Source organism: Castellaniella sp. (genome assembly GCF_041675725.1).
Taxonomy (GTDB): Bacteria; Pseudomonadota; Gammaproteobacteria; order Burkholderiales; family Burkholderiaceae_B; genus Castellaniella.
Genome location: NZ_JBAYTI010000018.1, coordinates 1 through 16,251, shown reverse-complemented (window position 1 = coordinate 16,251; position 16,251 = coordinate 1). Strand labels below are relative to the sequence as shown.

General features: G+C 63.6%; 17 protein-coding genes. 5 read left to right on the top strand and 12 right to left on the bottom strand.

Annotated features, from left to right (window positions below; genetic code table 11):
• From WCZ84_RS05385 to WCZ84_RS05370, 4 genes are read right to left on the bottom strand one after another with little or no spacing between them, the layout of a single operon-like run.
• On the bottom strand, positions 1-1,149 hold the full coding sequence (locus tag WCZ84_RS05385; protein ID WP_372685233.1) for an alpha-hydroxy acid oxidase: 1,149 nt from the start codon (positions 1,147-1,149) through the stop codon (positions 1-3).
• Between the two features lie 46 nt (positions 1,150-1,195).
• Positions 1,196-2,482 carry a TRAP transporter large permease gene (locus WCZ84_RS05380; protein WP_372685232.1) on the bottom strand — a complete coding sequence of 429 codons (1,287 nt, stop codon included), beginning with the start codon at positions 2,480-2,482 and terminating at the stop codon, positions 1,196-1,198.
• Positions 2,479-2,952: a TRAP transporter small permease gene (locus WCZ84_RS05375; RefSeq protein ID WP_372685231.1), complete on the bottom strand. Its 474-nt coding sequence runs from the start codon at positions 2,950-2,952 to the stop codon at positions 2,479-2,481. The genes WCZ84_RS05380 and WCZ84_RS05375 overlap by 4 nt, the downstream gene beginning before the upstream one ends.
• A gap of 23 nt (positions 2,953-2,975) precedes the next feature.
• Entirely contained in the window at positions 2,976-4,013 is a 1,038-nt protein-coding gene (locus tag WCZ84_RS05370; RefSeq protein WP_372685230.1) for a TRAP transporter substrate-binding protein, read from the bottom strand.
• Positions 4,014-4,279: 266 nt separating this feature from the next.
• Here WCZ84_RS05370 and WCZ84_RS05365 point away from each other — a divergent pair, with 266 nt between their 5' ends.
• The gene (locus tag WCZ84_RS05365; RefSeq protein ID WP_372685229.1) at positions 4,280-4,708 is read left to right on the top strand and encodes a CidA/LrgA family protein; all 429 of its coding nucleotides are present in this window, start codon (positions 4,280-4,282) and stop codon (positions 4,706-4,708) included.
• Entirely contained in the window at positions 4,705-5,412 is a 708-nt protein-coding gene (locus WCZ84_RS05360) for an LrgB family protein (RefSeq protein WP_372685228.1), read from the top strand. Before WCZ84_RS05365 ends, WCZ84_RS05360 begins: the two co-directional genes overlap by 4 nt.
• Positions 5,413-5,445: 33 nt before the next feature.
• Here the strand turns inward: WCZ84_RS05360 and WCZ84_RS05355 are convergent, their stop codons facing one another.
• On the bottom strand, positions 5,446-6,447 hold the full coding sequence (locus WCZ84_RS05355) for an SLAC1 anion channel family protein (RefSeq protein ID WP_372685227.1): 1,002 nt from the start codon (positions 6,445-6,447) through the stop codon (positions 5,446-5,448).
• 271 nt (positions 6,448-6,718) lie between these two features.
• Here WCZ84_RS05355 and WCZ84_RS05350 point away from each other — a divergent pair, with 271 nt between their 5' ends.
• Entirely contained in the window at positions 6,719-7,354 is a 636-nt protein-coding gene (locus WCZ84_RS05350) for an ArsR/SmtB family transcription factor (RefSeq protein WP_372685265.1), read from the top strand.
• Positions 7,355-7,385: 31 nt separating this feature from the next.
• On the opposite strand, the gene WCZ84_RS05345 is transcribed toward WCZ84_RS05350, so the two are convergent.
• From WCZ84_RS05345 to WCZ84_RS05320, 6 genes are all read right to left on the bottom strand, one after another.
• A complete protein-coding gene (locus WCZ84_RS05345) occupies positions 7,386-8,201 on the bottom strand; it encodes an ABC transporter ATP-binding protein (protein WP_372685226.1) in 816 nt (271 codons plus the stop codon).
• Complete coding sequence (locus WCZ84_RS05340; protein WP_372685225.1) at positions 8,198-9,262, bottom strand: dihydrodipicolinate synthase family protein; 1,065 nt, start codon at positions 9,260-9,262, stop codon at positions 8,198-8,200. Before WCZ84_RS05340 ends, WCZ84_RS05345 begins: the two co-directional genes overlap by 4 nt.
• A 17-nt stretch (positions 9,263-9,279) precedes the next feature.
• Complete coding sequence (locus WCZ84_RS05335) at positions 9,280-10,176, bottom strand: GNAT family N-acetyltransferase (RefSeq protein WP_372685224.1); 897 nt, start codon at positions 10,174-10,176, stop codon at positions 9,280-9,282.
• Positions 10,163-11,236, bottom strand: a complete 1,074-nt coding sequence (locus WCZ84_RS05330; RefSeq protein WP_372685223.1) for an NAD-dependent epimerase/dehydratase family protein — start codon at positions 11,234-11,236, stop codon at positions 10,163-10,165. The genes WCZ84_RS05335 and WCZ84_RS05330 overlap by 14 nt, the downstream gene beginning before the upstream one ends.
• Positions 11,233-12,036 carry an ABC transporter permease gene (locus tag WCZ84_RS05325; protein WP_372685222.1) on the bottom strand — a complete coding sequence of 268 codons (804 nt, stop codon included), beginning with the start codon at positions 12,034-12,036 and terminating at the stop codon, positions 11,233-11,235. The genes WCZ84_RS05330 and WCZ84_RS05325 overlap by 4 nt, the downstream gene beginning before the upstream one ends.
• A gap of 120 nt (positions 12,037-12,156) precedes the next feature.
• Positions 12,157-12,846: a TetR family transcriptional regulator gene (locus WCZ84_RS05320; RefSeq protein ID WP_372685221.1), complete on the bottom strand. Its 690-nt coding sequence runs from the start codon at positions 12,844-12,846 to the stop codon at positions 12,157-12,159.
• Between the two features lie 114 nt (positions 12,847-12,960).
• Here WCZ84_RS05320 and WCZ84_RS05315 point away from each other — a divergent pair, with 114 nt between their 5' ends.
• Together WCZ84_RS05315 and WCZ84_RS05310 are read left to right on the top strand one after the other, a co-directional pair.
• Entirely contained in the window at positions 12,961-13,950 is a 990-nt protein-coding gene (locus WCZ84_RS05315) for an ABC transporter substrate-binding protein (RefSeq protein WP_372685220.1), read from the top strand.
• 98 nt (positions 13,951-14,048) lie between these two features.
• Positions 14,049-14,216, top strand: coding sequence for a hypothetical protein (locus tag WCZ84_RS05310; RefSeq protein ID WP_372685219.1), 168 nt, complete (start codon positions 14,049-14,051; stop codon positions 14,214-14,216).
• Positions 14,217-14,247: 31 nt separating this feature from the next.
• Here WCZ84_RS05310 and WCZ84_RS05305 read toward each other — a convergent pair whose 3' ends face one another.
• Positions 14,248-16,242: a ligand-gated channel protein gene (locus WCZ84_RS05305; protein WP_372685264.1), complete on the bottom strand. Its 1,995-nt coding sequence runs from the start codon at positions 16,240-16,242 to the stop codon at positions 14,248-14,250.
• Between the last annotated feature and the right edge of the window lie 9 nt (positions 16,243-16,251).

Sequence of the window (16,251 nt, the reverse complement as noted above, 5' to 3'; positions counted from 1 at the left end):
TCAGTCCTGGTTACTTTGTTTCTGACATTGCCGGATCTCCTCGATGGAGCGGCAGCCGGAAAAGCTCATGGTGGCAGACAGCTCATTGGCCAGCACCTGCATCATGTGCCCCGCCGCAGCGCCGCTGCATGCCAGACCATAGAGCATGGCGCGCCCCACCAGCACGCCCTGCGCGCCGGCATGCAGAAGCTTGAAAACATCGCTGCCCCGCTGAACGCCGCTATCCGCAAGAATCGTCAGTTGAGCGCCGGTCGCCTCCACGATGGCGGGCAATGCATCCAGTACGGTCGTCGCCGAATCAAAATTACGGGCGCCATGGCTGCTCACCACAATGCCGTCGGCACCGGCCCGGGCTGCCTGGCGGGCATCATCCGGGTGAAGAATGCCTTTGACGATGAAGTGCCCGGGCCATTTGTCGCGCAGCCGCCCGATGATGTCCCAGTCGAGGCGTGGGTGGTGAATCAGTGATTCTTTGGTTCCACGGCTCAGCAGTGTGGCGCGGTAGGCTGGTGGATAATTGGCAAAATCCGGCAGGCGGCCTTTCATCAGGTAGGGCAGCATGACCCTGGCCAGCCAGCCAGGGTGGCGGGTCAGGTCGAGCATATTGCGCGCGCCAAATCTGAAGGGCATCTCGAAGCCGTTGCGGGCGTTGTACTCGCGGTTGGGGGCCACCGGGGTGTCGACGGTCACGACCAGTACCGTGATGCCCATGCGGTGTGCGCGGGCGAGCAGATCGAGGCTGTGTTCCAGGGGATGCCAGACGTACAGCTGGAACCAGGGTCGTCGGGACACCGAATCAGCGATCTCGTCCAGGCTGGTAATGGATTCGGTCGCGGCGCAGAATGGGATGCCAAAACGCTCGGCGGCGCGGGCCAGTTCGATTTCACCGTTATACCGCGCCAGCCCCGCGCAGGCGGTCGGTGCGACCATGAACGGCTGGCTCCAGCTTTCACCCAGCAGTGTGACGCGCGCATCGGGCGGCGTCTCGTTACGCAGTACACGCGGTATCAGGCGGTACGTGTCGAATGCCTGGCGGCTGGCCCGGATGGCGGTTTCGTCCTCGCTGCCCCGGTCGATGTACTCAAAAATACCGGTCGGCAGGCGGCGTCTGGCCTGACGGCGTGCGTCGTGAAAATTGAGGATCTGCACTACATCATCCCTGTTCAGATAACGGGTCGGGGCCTGGCAGCCCGTGTCACTTGATCAGGCCGGCGACGCGTGGCAGCCACAGGGAAATGGTCGGTATGTAGGTGACCAGCGCCAGCGCCACGATCTTGACGGCGTAGAACGGCAGCAGCGCTCGAGCGACCTGTAGCATGGATTTGCCCGAGATCGTCGAGATCACGAACAGATTGGTGCCCACTGGCGGTGTATTGAGCCCGATCATCAGGTTCACGATGACGACGATCGCGAAATGGATGGGGTCGATACCGAACTGGATAGCCGTTGGTTGCAGGATGGGCACGAAAATCAGGATGGCGGGTACCGTGTCGACGAAGGCACCCACCACCAGCAGGAAGGCAGCCACGATCAGCAGAAACACGTGGGGGTCCGTGGTCAGAGACATGAACAGCGCGCGGGTGGCGTTGGGCACGTTTTCCATCGCCAGGTACCAGGCGAACAGGTTCGACGTGGCAATGATGATCATGATGGTCGCCGTGGTGATCGCGCTTTCATGAAACACCTTGCCCAGTGCGCGCAGCCCCACCGTACGGTAAGCGATCCAACACAGCAGCAGGGCGTAGCCGCACAGTACGGCGGCGGCTTCGGTGGCCGTGAATACCCCGCCCCGGACCCCGCCGATGACGAGCAGCGGCGCGGCCAGCACCGGCAGGGCGGTGATGACGGCCATGGCCATGACCTTCAGGCCCAGCGCCTGTTCCTGCACGAGCGGATGATGGCGGCAGGCATAGGCCAGATACAGCATCAGCAGGCAGGCGATCAGCACGGCTGGCAGAATGCCGGCGAAGAACAAGGCCCCGATGGAGATCTTGGCGGGAATGGCGTAGATCACCATGATCAGGCTGGGCGGCAGGATGGGGGCCATGATGGCGCCCGAAATAGTCAGCGCCGCAGCAAATTCTGCGGTATAGCCGCGTGCCTTCATCATGGGCACCATCACCGAGCCAAGCGCCGCCGTGTCGGCGGTGGCGGAGCCCGACAGGCCGGCCATGAGGAGATTGGCGAGTACGTTGACGTAGGCCAGGCCCCCACGAATCCGGCCGACCATGATGTCGGCAAACTCGATCAGCCGCTGGATCACGCCGCCCTTGACCAGAATGTTGCCCGCCAGTATGAACAGCGGCAGCGCCAGCAGCGCATAGCTGTTCATGCCTGAAAACATGCGCTGGGCGGCAATGGAAGGGTTGGCAATGCCCGACATCCACAGCCCCACCAGCGACAGCACGCCGATGGCGAAGGCGATAGGCACGCCGATCACGAACAGGACGGCAAGAAGAACAATCAGGATGGCGGCGGTCATTGCTGGCGGGCTGGCTGGGTGTAGAGCTCGACGAGCCGTACCATCAGTGACAGCACTGACAGACCGCAAGCGATGGGTATGGTGATGTAGAACCACCCCATGGGCAGGCGCATGGCCATGGAGGGCTGGTTCCAGCTGCGCATGGCCAGCTCGTAGCCACCGTAGCAGATATACGCCAGAAAGAAGGCTGACGCGGCGATGGCAACGCTTTCGATAATTCTGACGGCCGTGCCGGACAAGCTGGCCGGCACCAGGTTCAGGCGGATGTGCAGATCCTGATCGATCGCGCGATACATACCGAAAAACGACAACATCACCAGCAGGAGCTGAGAGAGTTCTTCCGGCCAGGGCAGGGCGGCGTGATACAGGTATCGGGCGCCGACCTGATACAGCATGGTGGTGACGATGATGGCCATCGCCAGCCCAAGGAGCACGTCAATGAGCTTGCGGAATGCCTCGACCAATATCACGGATACGACCCCTGCGAGCCTGCCTATTCGACCAGCGCACGCCTCTGGGCACGGATGTTGTCGATTTCACCGTAGACCGCCTTGACGAAGGCCGGGTCTAGTTCCTTGTTGAGGAACTCTTGGATGGGTGCGGTGACGGCCTCTCGGAACGTTGCGATTTCTTCGGGCGAGGGGAAGTAGACGTCCATGCCCTTTTCCTTGAGATCGTTCACGCCGGTGACGCGAGCCTGGTAATTGCGCTCGCCGTATTCTGTGGCGCTGGCCATCTGGGCGCCCGTGCGGACGATTTCACGCAACTCGACCGGCAGGCTCTGGAGAAACTGCTCGCTGATGATGAGGCTGGTCAGGCCCAGCTGGTGGTTGTCGATGGTCAGGTATTTCTGGACTTCCGAAAACGAGTAGTCGTTGATGATACCGATCGGGTTTTCCTGGCCGTCGACCACGCCGGTCTGCAATGCGCTGTAGAGCTCTTCCCAGGGTATCGGGGTGGGCGAGCCGCCCATGGATTCCACCATGATCAGCGACATCGGGCTGGGCGGCACGCGCATGCGGATGCCGTTCATGTCTTCTTTGGTGCGAATCGGCTTCTTGTTGTTGGTGAAGTTGCGAAACCCGTACGATGCGGCCGACAGCATGCGCAGCCCCGTTTCGTTGGCCATGTCCTCGTTGAGCTGGGTGAACAGATCGCTTGCCAGAAACTGCCGGGCTTCTTCGTCGTTGGCAAAAAGGTAGGGCGCCGCCAGGATCATCATCGGCTTGTAGAACGAATCCAGCGTTTGCTCATCGGCCTGGGCAAGCTGGATGGCGCCGGCTTTTACTTGCTCGAGCACATCGGTGATCGACCCCAGCTGGCTGGCGGGTGAGACGATGACTTCGATTTTCCCGGCACTGGCGCCTTCGACGTAGGCTTTGAATACATGGTAGCCCTTGTCGAGCGGACTGTCGGCCGCTTCGGCGTGGCTCGCACGCAATGTGTAATCCGCCGCATTGGTTATCGTTGGCGCTGCAAGGCCAAAAAATAGTGTCGTGGCGCCCAACAATCCCCATAGGTTCTTTTTCATGTCCCAACCCAACCTTGTGTCAATGGAATCAGCATGGTGCCGCATATACGCGCACAGATGCGCGTATATGCGGCACCGGACCAAAGTAGGGATGTTCGTTGATAAGGGGATGAATTGTCAATAGCACGACAAAATTTGTGTTGGAACTACTGGCGCGCTAGTGCGAGTGTCCTGAATTTTATGGACGAGCCATATCATGAGAGGAAACAACCATGGTTGTGCCGATACGCGGCACGCGGGAAAATACGGCCCTCTAGGAGGGTCTGATGAGCAGCCAAAAATTGCGGGTCGCCGGCGTGGTTCGGGGGGCAGGGCGTGTCGCCGTCGGCTTGGCCGTCCTGATCGTATTGCAGCAGGCAGGCGGCTTGCTGGTCGGTAGGTTGGCGCTGCCCGTGCCACCCGCCATTGTGGGCATGATCGTGCTGCTGCCCTTGCTGGGCTATGCCGGGCATCGGATCCAGGCCGTCCAGGCCGCCAGCTTTCCACTTCTTCGGCACATGATGCTGTTTTTCGTGCCGGCGGTGACGGGCATCATGGACCAGATCCAGATCCTGCGGGCGGGATGGCTGCCCTTTGTGGCGTCGTGTGTCATTGGCGCTGTCCTGACGCTCGCCGTCACGGCTCTGACGCTCGAGTGGCTGATCGCCCGTCGGCAGGGCCGGGGTGATCGCGCCCAGACGCCGGGGCCGCAATGAGCGGCGTGCCTGTGGGGGTGACACTGGCAAGCTTTGTGGCGGCCACGCTTCTGACGCTCGTAGCCTATGGCATTGCCGTGTGGCTGTACCGGCGTAGCGGCTGGCCGCTGCTGCTGCCCGTATTCGTGGCTGCGGCCATCGTCTCGCTCGTGCTGTGGGGGTGGGGTATTCCGTACGCAGCCTACCGGGACGGTAGCTGGCTGGTGTCATGGATGACTGGCCCGGCCACGGTCGCCCTGGCTGTGCCGCTGTACCATCAGCGGGCCCGGTTGCGGGGCATGCTCTGGCCGGTGTTGGGGGCGCTGGCCGCGGGGTCGGTCACCGCAGTGTTGTCTGCGGTGGGGATCGCCTGGCTATTTGGTGCCGACGGGTCGCTGATCATGTCGCTGGCGCCCAAATCGGCCACGATGGCGGTCGCAATGCCGGTGGCCGAATACGTGGGCGGTGTGGCTTCGCTGACCGCGGTCGCCACGGCCTTGACGGGTATTTCTGCGGCCGTGCTGTGTAGTGGCGTGTTTGCGGTGCTGGCCATTCGCAGTGACGTGGCCCGTGGTTTTGCCCTGGGTGCCACGGCCCACGCCATTGGCACCGCCACAGCGCTGGAATACAGCGAAACGGCCATGGGGTTTGCGGCGCTGGCCATGGGGCTCAATGCGATTGCCACCAGCGTGCTGGTGCCGTTGCTGGCTATGTTGTGGGTGTGATCGAACGGCGGCATCGCCCCGTGCCCCGCGGGTTCAGTCGGGGATGAATACCTTGCCTTGTGCCAGCGCCTGCACGGTCTTGACGAGCAGAATGGCAATGACGATGCTGGCAACGGCCAGCAGGCCGGCCCCCAGCACGCGATAGAATGCCAGCCCGCTTTGTGCGCCCATCTCGAGCGTGGCGATCGTGATGGCCGCCAACGGGAACGAATAACCCCAGGCCGACAGGAAAAACGGGATACGCAGGAAGCGCCGTGCCTGGATGGCCAGCAGCAGGGTGAGGAACAGCGCCGTGAAATACAGGATGCGCCCAAAGGCATCCAGGCCGTTGCCGCCCAATGCGATATAAGCCAGGAAACCCACGGCCGGTGGCGCGATCAGGATGAACAAGGTGGGTTGCAGCTTGCCGGGCAGCTGTTCGTGGAAGAACAGGCGGTAGACGAGCACGGTGAAAAGGATCAGCCAGAAGACGATGCCGACGCTGAAAAAGAACCAACTGATGTCCACCGGCGCGAAGTGGACCCCGGCGATGGGCACGATGATGTTGCCTACGGTGGGGATGAACCAGGCGGCCGTGAGGTGTTGGATCTGGAATGGCGGCCGGAACAGCCAGATACTGATGGTCATCAGGGTGAACAGCAGATGGGCGCCAGCCCCCGCAGCCCACATCCAGTAAGCCGTGGCGGGTGCCGACGGCGACCACACGATGGCCAGGAGCAGCAGGCCGATGGAAATGGCAGCAAAGAAGTTCAGCTTGACCGGATGGTTGCGTTCTTCTTCGACCGCCGCCGGAAAGCGCATCCATTTGGCCAGGTAGAAGCCCAGCAGGGAAAACCAGATGAGTGTGGCGAACCAGCGGATGGCGTCGGACACCACGGCCGGTGCGCCCAGCAGCTGCTGGGCTTTCATCCAGGCAATGGCCAGGCCGGCCAGGCCCAGGACGGAGGCAAACAGGGCGATGGGGAAATACTGGAGCCAGCTGGCCGTTTGGGCAGCGGCTGGCCGACCGGTTTGCGTGGTATTGAGCGTATTCATAAGAACCCCTTTCGTGACCGCGCGGACCGCGTGTTGACGCACCTGCGGGTGGCGGCATCCACATCATGGATGACAGTACAATATATTGTACACGTAATTGATTGAATGTTGTCACTGTCTGGGCTATAGTGTGTTCATGATGCATGAAAATTCGCAGCCAGGATCCGTTGCAGCCACCCGTCCAGACGCGCCTGCGGGCGTCAATGGGTCCGCTGGCCCCGACACGCCATCTGGCGGGCCCAAGCAGGCCGTGTTGTCGCATCTGGCTGGCATGGCTCAGGCCGTCGCACACCCTCATCGGCTCGAATTGCTCGAGCGTCTGGCGCAGGGCCGGCGCAGCGTCGAAGACCTGGCCCAGCTCTGCGGGCTCACGTTCGCAAATGCATCGCGCCATCTGCAGATTTTGCGGCGTGCGCACTTGGTGGCCACCGAACGCCAGGGCAAGCATGTCCTGTACAGCTTGCAGGGTGCCCGCGAAGTCGTGGCGCTGCTCACGGCGTTGGGGGATCTGGCCGAGCGCAATCGAGTCGAGGTCGGGCAGATCATGCATGACTATTATGATGACCGGGGCCGGCTCGCACCCGTCACGCAGCAGGAACTGCTCGACTGGCTGCGGTCCGGCCGCGTCACCTTGCTCGATGTGCGGCCAGGGCATGAGTACGCCTGCGGTCACCTGCCGGGTGCCATCAACATTCCGCTGCAGACGCTCGGCCAGCAGTTGTCCCGGTTGCCGGAAAACCAGAAGATCGTGGCGTACTGCCGGGGCCGGTATTGTGTGCTGGCGGTCCAGGCCGTGGCCCTGCTCAGATCACAGGGGTTCGATGCGCGGCGCCTCGAGATGGGGTTTCCAGAATGGCGGGCGGCTGGCCTCGACACCCGCGCCGCCATGGCCTCGGGGGCTGGTTGAGCCGGGCCTGTGAATCGCCTGTTTCAGCGGCTCAGGCCACGCCCAGCAGATCGTAGATCCGGCTGACGTAGGCGGTGAATTCGGGCGTGGCCTTCACATGCAGCGTCCGGGGCGCCGGCAGTGTGATCGGAAAAAAATCCGCCATGCGGGCCGGGCCGGCCGTCAGTACTGCGCAATGGGTGCCCAGGAAGACGGCTTCCTGGATGCTGTGGGTGACGACGACGAACGTCTTGTGGCTCTGTTCCCAGATGCGCAGCATCTCGAGATTCATTTTTTCGCGCGTCAGCGCGTCCAGGGCGCCGAAGGGTTCGTCCATCAGGACCAGGCTGGGGTCGTGCAGCAAGGCCCGGGCGATCGCGGCGCGCTGCTGCATGCCGCCCGAGAGTTCGTAGGGCATTTTCTTGCCCTGGCCACCCAGGCCGACCATGTCCAGCAGTTCAAGGGCGCGCACGCGGGCAGCGCTGCGCGTGAGCCCCAGGATGTCGGCCGGCAGCATCACGTTGTCCAGGATGTTGCGCCATTTCAGCAGCAGCGGCTGCTGGAAGACCATGCCGACATCCCGGCCCGGATTGAAGTGGCGGCCGGCGCCAGCCCGGATCTCCAGCGTGCCGCCGTCGTGCGCGTGCAGGCCCGAGAGTATTTTCAGCAGGGTGGATTTGCCACAGCCCGAAGGGCCGACCAGTGACACCATGTCGCCGGCGTAGATGTCCAGCGTGACGTTGGACAGCGCCACGGATTCTTCGCCCTTCTTGCGATAGCTTTTGCGCAGCCCCTGGATGTGGATGAAGGGCTGTTCGCCATCCCGGTGCATGGGCACGGCCTGCGGGGTTTCTGCGATTTCGTTCATGACAGCCACCGTTCGAGGTTCTGGGCGACGAATGCGTCGTCGGCCAGGTCTGTGTGCTCGGCATATACCCGGTCGATCTCTTGCGCCTGCCCGGGCCCCAGGGTTTCGTGCGGATCCAGGCACCAGATGCCTTCCAGAAGCCCCTGGCGCCGCAAGACTTCGTGGCAGCCGGCGATGCAGCCGGCGAAATGGTTGCGCACGTCGAAAAAAGCGCCGTTGCAGTCTGTGATGCGCGAGTCGAGCGCCAGCAGGTCGGCCGACAGGGCGCCCCCGGCGGATACTTCGGCCTGGATGCGCTGCAGGGTTTCGACCGCTTTGGACGTCCAGACGGACCAATGCCCCAGCAGCCCGCCGCGGACTCGGACCGTCACCATCCGGCCATCGCGCGGGAAGGCGAAGGGCAGGGCCAGATCCAGCACGATGTGGTCGTCGTTGCCCGTATACAGGTAGACGTGGTCTTCTGCACGGGCGGCCACGACGCCGCGCATCACATCGAGGGTGCGATAGCGGTTGAAAGGCGCCATTTTGATGGCCAGCGCATTGGGCAGCAGGGCGAAACGCCGCCAGAAATCGCTGGACAGCACCGGGCCGCCGATCAGGCTCTGCAGGTAGAAGCCTACCAGCGGGATTTCCTCGGCCACGGCCGCGCAATGTGCCAGCAGCTCGTCTTCCGATCGATCAGCCAGCGCCGCCAGGCTGAGCAACCCGGCGTGGTAGCCCAACTGCACGGCCGTGCGCGCCTCCTGCAGGGCCTGGGGGGTCGGCCCGCACACGCCGGCGATCATCACCAGGGGCCGGTGGGTCCATGCGCGGCTGTCCGTGACCGCGCGCTCGAGCACGGTTTCATACAGCCCGTGCTCGCGGATCGCGAATTGGGTGGTATGGACCCCGACCGCCAGGCCGCCGACCCCGGCATCGATGTAGTAGCGGGTCAGGGCGCGCTGGCGCCGCCGGTCGAAGCGCCGCTGGGCATCCAGGGCCAGCGGTTGAGCGGGAATGACGGCGCCGTTCGCCAGGATGGACAGCAATTCGGGCGCAAGATCGTTTCGGTGCAGTGGCATGGTGTCTCGTGGGGGAATCAGCCGTATTCGGGGCCTGCGATGGCCAGCAGGGCGGGCGCGGCCGCCTTGGGCCAGGGGGTGGGAGAAGGCCCCGCCATGCGGATGAATCCCCGCTGGCGGGAGAAGCCGGCTTGGCGCAGCTGTTGCTGCAGTACCGACTGGCAATCGGGTACGTCGATGAAGAGGCGAAAGGGCGTGTCGATGACCTGGGCGAGCAAGGCCGAATCCTGCTCGGGCGCCATCGATACGATGGGGCCGGCATGCATGGCCAGGCGCCCGCTGCGTACGATGGCGAACCCATGGGCCTGTTGGATGCAATGTGAGCCGGGCCGATCCAGCAGATGCTGCAGGACGTGCCGGCGGGACAGCCCCAGCGCCGCGCGCTCGAGCGACTCGAGCGCCAGGCCGTCCTGCTCTGGCTGTAGGGCTGACGCGGGTTGTGCGATGCCGGGCGTCTGCCCGGCGCGCTCCCAGCGCGACAGTGGCCACAAGGGCCGAAAACCATGGCGCTGGTACAGCGCAGCACCCTGTGGGGTGGCATCCAGCATGGGGATGTAGCCCTGGTCCAGGGCGTGATCCAGGCAGTGCCGGAACACGGCCGAGCCCAGGCCCCTGTCGCGATGGTTCGGATGCACGAGAATCATGCTGATCCAGGCCGGCATGGCGGCGCGTACGCCGGTTTCCATGGGCAGGACCGCCCCGCTGGCGATCACCTGACCCGCGACGTCGCGGATGACCGCAATGCGGCCGAATGCCATGAACAGGCGCCAGTCATCGGCAGTCTGGTTCCAGTGGCTGGCGGCCACCAGCTGGTTCAGGCCCTGGAGATCGGCGGGGGCCAGCTCATCGAGCCAGTCAGGCCGGGGCCATGCGACTCCGTGCGTGGTGAGCGGGCTCGGTTCAGTATTGCCCATCGCGCGACTCGAATTTAGTGGGCTTGCCGTAGAGCCGCTGTTCGCGGCGGATCCAGTCGGTCGTCCAGTCCAGCAGCCGGGAGACGGGAATGCGCGGGTAACCGAACAGTTTTTCGGCCTCGCCCGTGTTCACCAGCCAGGCTGTAGGCGCTTCGGCGCCGGTCAGGTGGGCCGGCTTGTCGAAGCGGCGCGCGAATTCTTCGGCCAGGTAGCGGATGGAGAGGGTTTCCGGGCCGCTCACGTTCAGGGGTGACGTGGGGGTCGTGACTTTGGCCAGGCAGCGCAGTGCCTGGGCATTGGCATCGCCCTGCCAGATGACGTTGACGTGGCCCATGGTGACATCCACCGGCTGGCCGGCCCAGACTTTCATGGCGACGTCGGCCAGGACGCCGTAGCGCAGATCGATGGCGTAGCTGAGGCGAAAGAGGCGCCCCGGCGACTGGTGGCGCCGTGAAAAATACGCCAGCAGCCGTTCGCGGCCCACGCATGAATTCGCATATTCGCCCGGCGGCGACAGCGGGCTGTCTTCGGTGGCGCCCTGGCCGTTGACTGGCACGAACGGGTAGACGCAGGCGGTGGAAAATGCCACGATGCGCGATTGGTGGAATGTTTCGCCCACCAGGGCCGGGACGTAGCTGTTCATTGCCCAGGTCAGTGCGCTTTCCTGTTGCGCGCCGAACTTGTGGCCCGCCATGAAGACGATGTTCGGGGTCTGCGGCAGGCGGGCCAGGGCTTCACGATCCAGCAGGTCGCATACGATGGTGTCGATGCCGTGGCGCGCCAGGTCGTCCTGGAGTGCCGGGTCGCTGAAGCGTGCCACGGCGATGACCTTGCGGCCGGGCGCCAGGGCGTTGCGCGCCAGCCGGGCCAGCGTGGGGCCCATCTTGCCGCCTGCCCCGAGGATCATGAGATCGCCATCGGTGGTGTCCAGGTCGTGCACCAGCGCGCGTGATGGCGTGCTCAGGTAGGCGTCCAGGGCCGCCTCGGTGGCAAACCGGTCGGGCAGGTCGAGATCTTCCAGAAAGGGGCCGTCATACGGCGGGACATGAGGCGTGGTCATTGAATCCGTGCATCCTGAGTGATGAAGAGGTGTTCCAGCAACAGGGCCAGCATGTACAGCAGTACCCCGATGCCGGTAATGAGCAGTACGGCCATGAAAACGGCAGCGATGTCCAGCGAGGACTGGACCTGGATCATCAGGTAGCCCAGACCCTGGTCGGAGGCGATGAATTCGCCGACCACGGCACCGGCCACGGCCAGGATGGTGGCGACCTTCATGCCGGAAAACAGATAGGGCAGGGAGCCGGGCAGCTGGATGTACCGGAAGAGCTGCCAGCGCGAGCCTTTCAGGGCGCGTACGAGATCCAGCAGCTCGGGCTCGGTTTCGTTCAGGCCGCGGATCGTGGTGAGCAGGATGGGAAAGAAGCACAGGCTGAACGTGATCAGGATGTTGGGCCCGATGCCGTAGCTGAACCAGACGATGATCAGTGGGCCCAGCGCCACCTTGGGAATCATATTCAGGGTGATGAGCAGCGGAAAGGCGAGCAACATCAGCCAGCGGCTGGTGACGAACAGCAGCGCGCACAGGATGCCCAGGACGACGCCCAGCGCGTAGCCGCCAAAGATTTCGACGGCCGTGACCAGCGTGTTGTCGAACCAGCTGTAGTTGGCGTTGCCCAGCGTGGCCAGGATCGCCGTGGGTGCGGGCAGCAGGAAGCTGGGAATGTCGAACCAGCGCACCGCGGCTTCCCAGATGACCAACAGCATCAGGTGGATGCCCACGGTGGTGCCCCAGCGCCCCCAGGCAGGTGTGTCGGTGCCGATCGCGGGCTCGGAGGTGGCGACGATGGTTTGGGTCATGGCGAGAGCGTCGAGGTCGATGAATGCTGGCCCATCATAGGACCCTATCCGGCATAAATCAACTGGTTGGTTGATAACGACGGTAAATCCAGGGTTATCCCTGGTCCCCCTGTGGCCAGATCAGGGCCGCAGGGCGTTCATCACGAACGCGATCACGTGGGCGCGGCGCGCGGCGTACGCCTGGGGCGTGCCCAATGGCGTGCCGAAGATGGCCGACAAAGTGTGGTTGTTGGAGAAGAAGAAGTAGGAAATGCCCGCGATCGAGATGTACAGGTGGATGGCGTCGTAGCCGGGGGGGAACAGGCCGCCGCGCACCCCGCGATCCAGGGTTTCCTGCAGCATCTCTATGAACGGCGAATGCATGGACCGGAGCTCGGCGGACTCGAGGATGTAGCGGCCCTGGTTGCGGTTTTCGTCTTCGAGCAGGGCAATGAATTCGGGGTGATCCTGCAGGTAGTCGAACGAGAACCCGACCAGCTGCTCCATGGCCGTGCGGGGGTCCAAGGCTTCGAGCGACAGCGTTTTTTCCTTTGCGCGGATTTCCGAGTAGACGTGCTCCAGCGCCGCCTGGTAGAGCCCCTGCTTGCTGGAAAAATAGTGATAGACCAGCTGCTTGTTCACGCCGGCTTCGGTGCTGATTTCGTCGACGCGCGCGCCGGCGAAGCCCTTGGCGGCAAAATTGTTGATGGCCGATTCGATCAGCGCCTGGCGCGCATTGGAGGCCCGTCCACCCGCGTCCGGCCGGCGCCTGGCGGGCTTGGCCATGGACGGGGTTTGGGCGGCGGGGGGGGCTTCCGAGTACTTTTCCATTGTTTCTCAACCAAACGGTTGGTAATATGAGTGCGCTTTATTGTAATGGATGATGCCGGCGCCATGACCTTGGCGATCGTGAGGGCATGCATCCACACCCATGGAGACATCAAAGTGAAAGCACCTTTCGTTGCCCTGTGGCTGGCCCTGGCGGCCGCCTCGACACCCCTGGCGGCCCACAGCGCCGAGCAGGTCGATTTCGTTCTGAACTGGACGCCCACCGCGGACCATGCCCCCATTTATTATGCCAAGCAGCAAGGCTGGTATGAGGATGCAGGGATCCAGTTGAAGATCGAGGCCGGGCGCGGCTCTTCCACCACCGCGCAGCGGGTGGGGGCCGGCGCGGCCCCGCTGGGGATCTCGGATTTCCCCACGGCCATGCAGGCCATGGGCAAGGGGGCTGCGCTCAAAGCGGTCATGGTCATCTATGCCAATAGCCCACAGGGGTTTTACTGGCTGAAATCGTCGGGCATCCGGGATGCAAAGGATTTTCCCAGCCGCAAGATCGGCAACCCGCCGGGCGATGCCTCGCGCCAGATGTGGCCCGCCTTTGCCAGTGCTGTGGGCATTGCGCCCGACTCGGTCAAGTTCGTCAACCTCAGCCCGCAGGCCAAGGTGGCCGCGCTGAAAGCGGGCAGCGTGGACATCATCAGCGATTTCTACAACGAGCATGATCTGAAGGCGCAGGAGTTTGGCGAGGATCTGGCGTTTCTTCCGTGGCGCGATATCGGCATCAACGTTTATGGCAACGCCATTCTGGTGAATGCCCGTTATCTGCAGCAGCATCCCGAGACCGTCAAGACCTTCGTCGGCATCACCCAGAAGGCCTATGCAAAATGCGTGGAAGCATTCGAGCCGTGCTTGAAGGCTTTGATGGATGACGTCAGCGGGCTGAGTGCCGATACGCAGCGCAACCAGTGGGCGCGCATCCAGGAGCTGATGCGCGATGAGACCTCCACGACGGTCGCCCTGGGCGCCTTCGATCTGGAGCGGGTCCAGCGCGACTACGAACTGGTGAACACGCTGGTGGGGCTGGACAAGCCGTTCGATCCGCTTGGCGTCGTCACCAACGACATGCTGAGCCCGGCGTACCGCATGCCCTGATGCCGCCGGTGGCAGGCGCGGTCAAAAACGGGTGCCGGCCGGCGTGCATTCGGCTACGATACACGCAAGCCCATCATCCATGACCGCACCCGCCTGCCATGTTCTTTCACAACAACACGCTGCTGATCATCTTCATTCTCGGGGTGATCGCCACCTTCATCGGCTTTGGCCTGCGCGACCGCAATCCGGGCATCATCCTGCTGGGGCTGGGGTTTCTGGCCACGCTGTTCGCCGTCGTGCGCAAGGCCATGGAGCTCTTTGGCTGATGGCCTGGCGAACCCGGCGACGCCGGCCCGGTCAGAAACTGGCCGTCAGGTGGGCCCAGTAGCGGCGCCCGTCATACACGGACTCGTAGGTTTCGCTGGTGACCCGCTTGTCGAACAGGTTGTAGACCGCGACGCCCGTTTCCAGGTTTTTGCTCAGCTTGTAGTTCACGCCCAGGTCGACGAAGGTAAATGAAGGCGTGCCCTCGGCCATGGACGTACGGCTCAGGTAATCGGAAGTGCGGCCGCGGTAGTTCAGGCGCGACCAGACCCCCAGCCGTGCGGTGGCGTCCCAGTCGACCCCGGCGTTGAACATGTGCTTGGGCATCTTGTTCAGGGGCTGGCCCTCGAATGGCCCGCTCAGCTGCTTCGAGTGGGTATAGGTGTAGTTGGCGGTCAGGCGCAGGTCATCGCGCACGCTCCAGGTGGTGGTGGCTTCGATGCCGCGGATGTTGGCGCGATCGACGTTGATGCGGTTGCTAATGAAATTGTAGGTTTCGCCGCCGATCTCACAGGGGCCCGGATTGTCCGCCGTCGGGCAGAGGCGGGTTTCAGAGATCTTGTCCTTGAAATCGGTATTGAAGAACGTCAGGCTGCTGACCCAGCCTTCCCGGTTGTCCCAGACGATCCCCAGCTCCTGGCTGATGCTTTTCTCGGGCTTCAGGTCGGGGTTGCCCAGGATGACGCTGGGGATGGCGGCACCGGCCCCGCCGGTGATCTGTCCCCAGTCGGCCACTGCCTGGCGCAGGCTCGGCGCCCGGAAGCCGGTGGAGACGCCACCCTTGATGCTCAGGTTGTCGGTGGCATGCCAGACGCCGTACAAGCGCGGCGTCCAGTGGGTGCCGTAGTTTTCGTCGCGCGTCATGCGCAGGCCGGTCGTCAGCGAGAAGCTGTCCGTGATGAACCATTCGTCTTCGGCGAACAGGGCCCACTGGTAGCGCGTCAGGTTGCTGACGGCCGGGTTGAACTGATTGCCCGAATCGTCCAGTTGCTCGTATTGGTACTGGCCGCCGATGCTGAGGGTATGGTTGCCCAGGGGTAGGGTCCACTGGCTGTTGAACTCGGTGTTCTTCAGGTACATGTCGCGCGACGGATTGGCGGTGTCGTCACGTTGGATGTAGGTGTTGGACGTGACCTGCCCCCAGCGGCCCACGTGCGACAAGGCGTAGCGGTTGCGGGTGTACTTCGTTTGCGAGACGCTGGCGGGGTTGCCGTTGGCCAGGTATTCTGCGGCACTTTTGCCTGGCGTCGAAAGGCGTTCCTGCAGCGTGCGCGAAGCCTCGAGCGTGATGTCATGGTCGCTGTTGGGCGTCAGGGCCAGTTTCACCGTCCCCGACGTCGTGTCCTGTTTGTTGAAGCCATACAGGAACTTGTCTTCTTCACGCCGCGATTTCTGCCCATAGAACTGCAGCCCCAGCCGGTCGTCCACCAGGGGCCCGGCCAGATACACGTTGCCCTGGTAGATGTTGCCCGATTCGGAATGGCTCTGGATCGTACTTTCGGTACGCAGGCTGCCCGTCCATTCTTTCGGGACCTTGCGGGTGATGATGTTGATCACGCCGCCCATGGCATCCGAGCCGTACAGCGACGACATCGGGCCGCGCACGACTTCGATGCGCTCGATCGCCTGGACGGGCGGCAGCCAGCCCTGCTCGATGCCCGGGCCGTCCGAGTTTGGACGGGTTTCGCGCGTGTTCTGGCGCTTGCCGTCGATCAGGATCATGGTGTAGGCGGGCGCCATGCCGCGCACGCTGATGTCGCTGGTGCTGCCGCCACCGGTGATCACCACGCCCGGCACGTCGCGCAGCGCATCGGTGACGTCCCGATAGGCCTTTTTTTCCAGTTCTTCCCGGGGTATGACGGTGATCGACGCGGGGGCGTCCTCCACCATTTGCTCGAAGCCGCTGGCAGTCACTACGATATTGCCCAGTTGCGTGACGGGTGCCTCGTCTGTGGCGTCTGCGGCCAGTGCCACTGCGGGGCCGCAGGCGAGCAGGGCGGATGCCAGGGCGGCGGATAACCGGGTCAGTGCGGGGGG

Bases quoted from the DNA above. Each gene is read 5' to 3' on its own strand.
- WCZ84_RS05380 (WP_372685232.1), bottom strand. From the start codon at position 2,482: ATGACCGCCGCCATCCTGATTGTTCTTCTTGCCGTCCTGTTCGTGATC.
- WCZ84_RS05370 (WP_372685230.1), bottom strand. From the start codon at position 4,013: ATGAAAAAGAACCTATGGGGATTGTTGGGCGCCACGACACTATTTTTT.
- WCZ84_RS05365 (WP_372685229.1), top strand. From the start codon at position 4,280: ATGAGCAGCCAAAAATTGCGGGTCGCCGGCGTGGTTCGGGGGGCAGGG.
- WCZ84_RS05360 (WP_372685228.1), top strand. From the start codon at position 4,705: ATGAGCGGCGTGCCTGTGGGGGTGACACTGGCAAGCTTTGTGGCGGCC.
- WCZ84_RS05355 (WP_372685227.1), bottom strand. From the start codon at position 6,447: ATGAATACGCTCAATACCACGCAAACCGGTCGGCCAGCCGCTGCCCAA.
- WCZ84_RS05350 (WP_372685265.1), top strand. From the start codon at position 6,719: ATGGCTCAGGCCGTCGCACACCCTCATCGGCTCGAATTGCTCGAGCGT.
- WCZ84_RS05345 (WP_372685226.1), bottom strand. From the start codon at position 8,201: ATGAACGAAATCGCAGAAACCCCGCAGGCCGTGCCCATGCACCGGGAT.
- WCZ84_RS05340 (WP_372685225.1), bottom strand. From the start codon at position 9,262: ATGCCACTGCACCGAAACGATCTTGCGCCCGAATTGCTGTCCATCCTG.
- WCZ84_RS05335 (WP_372685224.1), bottom strand. From the start codon at position 10,176: ATGGGCAATACTGAACCGAGCCCGCTCACCACGCACGGAGTCGCATGG.
- WCZ84_RS05330 (WP_372685223.1), bottom strand. From the start codon at position 11,236: ATGACCACGCCTCATGTCCCGCCGTATGACGGCCCCTTTCTGGAAGAT.
- WCZ84_RS05325 (WP_372685222.1), bottom strand. From the start codon at position 12,036: ATGACCCAAACCATCGTCGCCACCTCCGAGCCCGCGATCGGCACCGAC.
- WCZ84_RS05320 (WP_372685221.1), bottom strand. From the start codon at position 12,846: ATGGAAAAGTACTCGGAAGCCCCCCCCGCCGCCCAAACCCCGTCCATG.
- WCZ84_RS05310 (WP_372685219.1), top strand. From the start codon at position 14,049: ATGTTCTTTCACAACAACACGCTGCTGATCATCTTCATTCTCGGGGTG.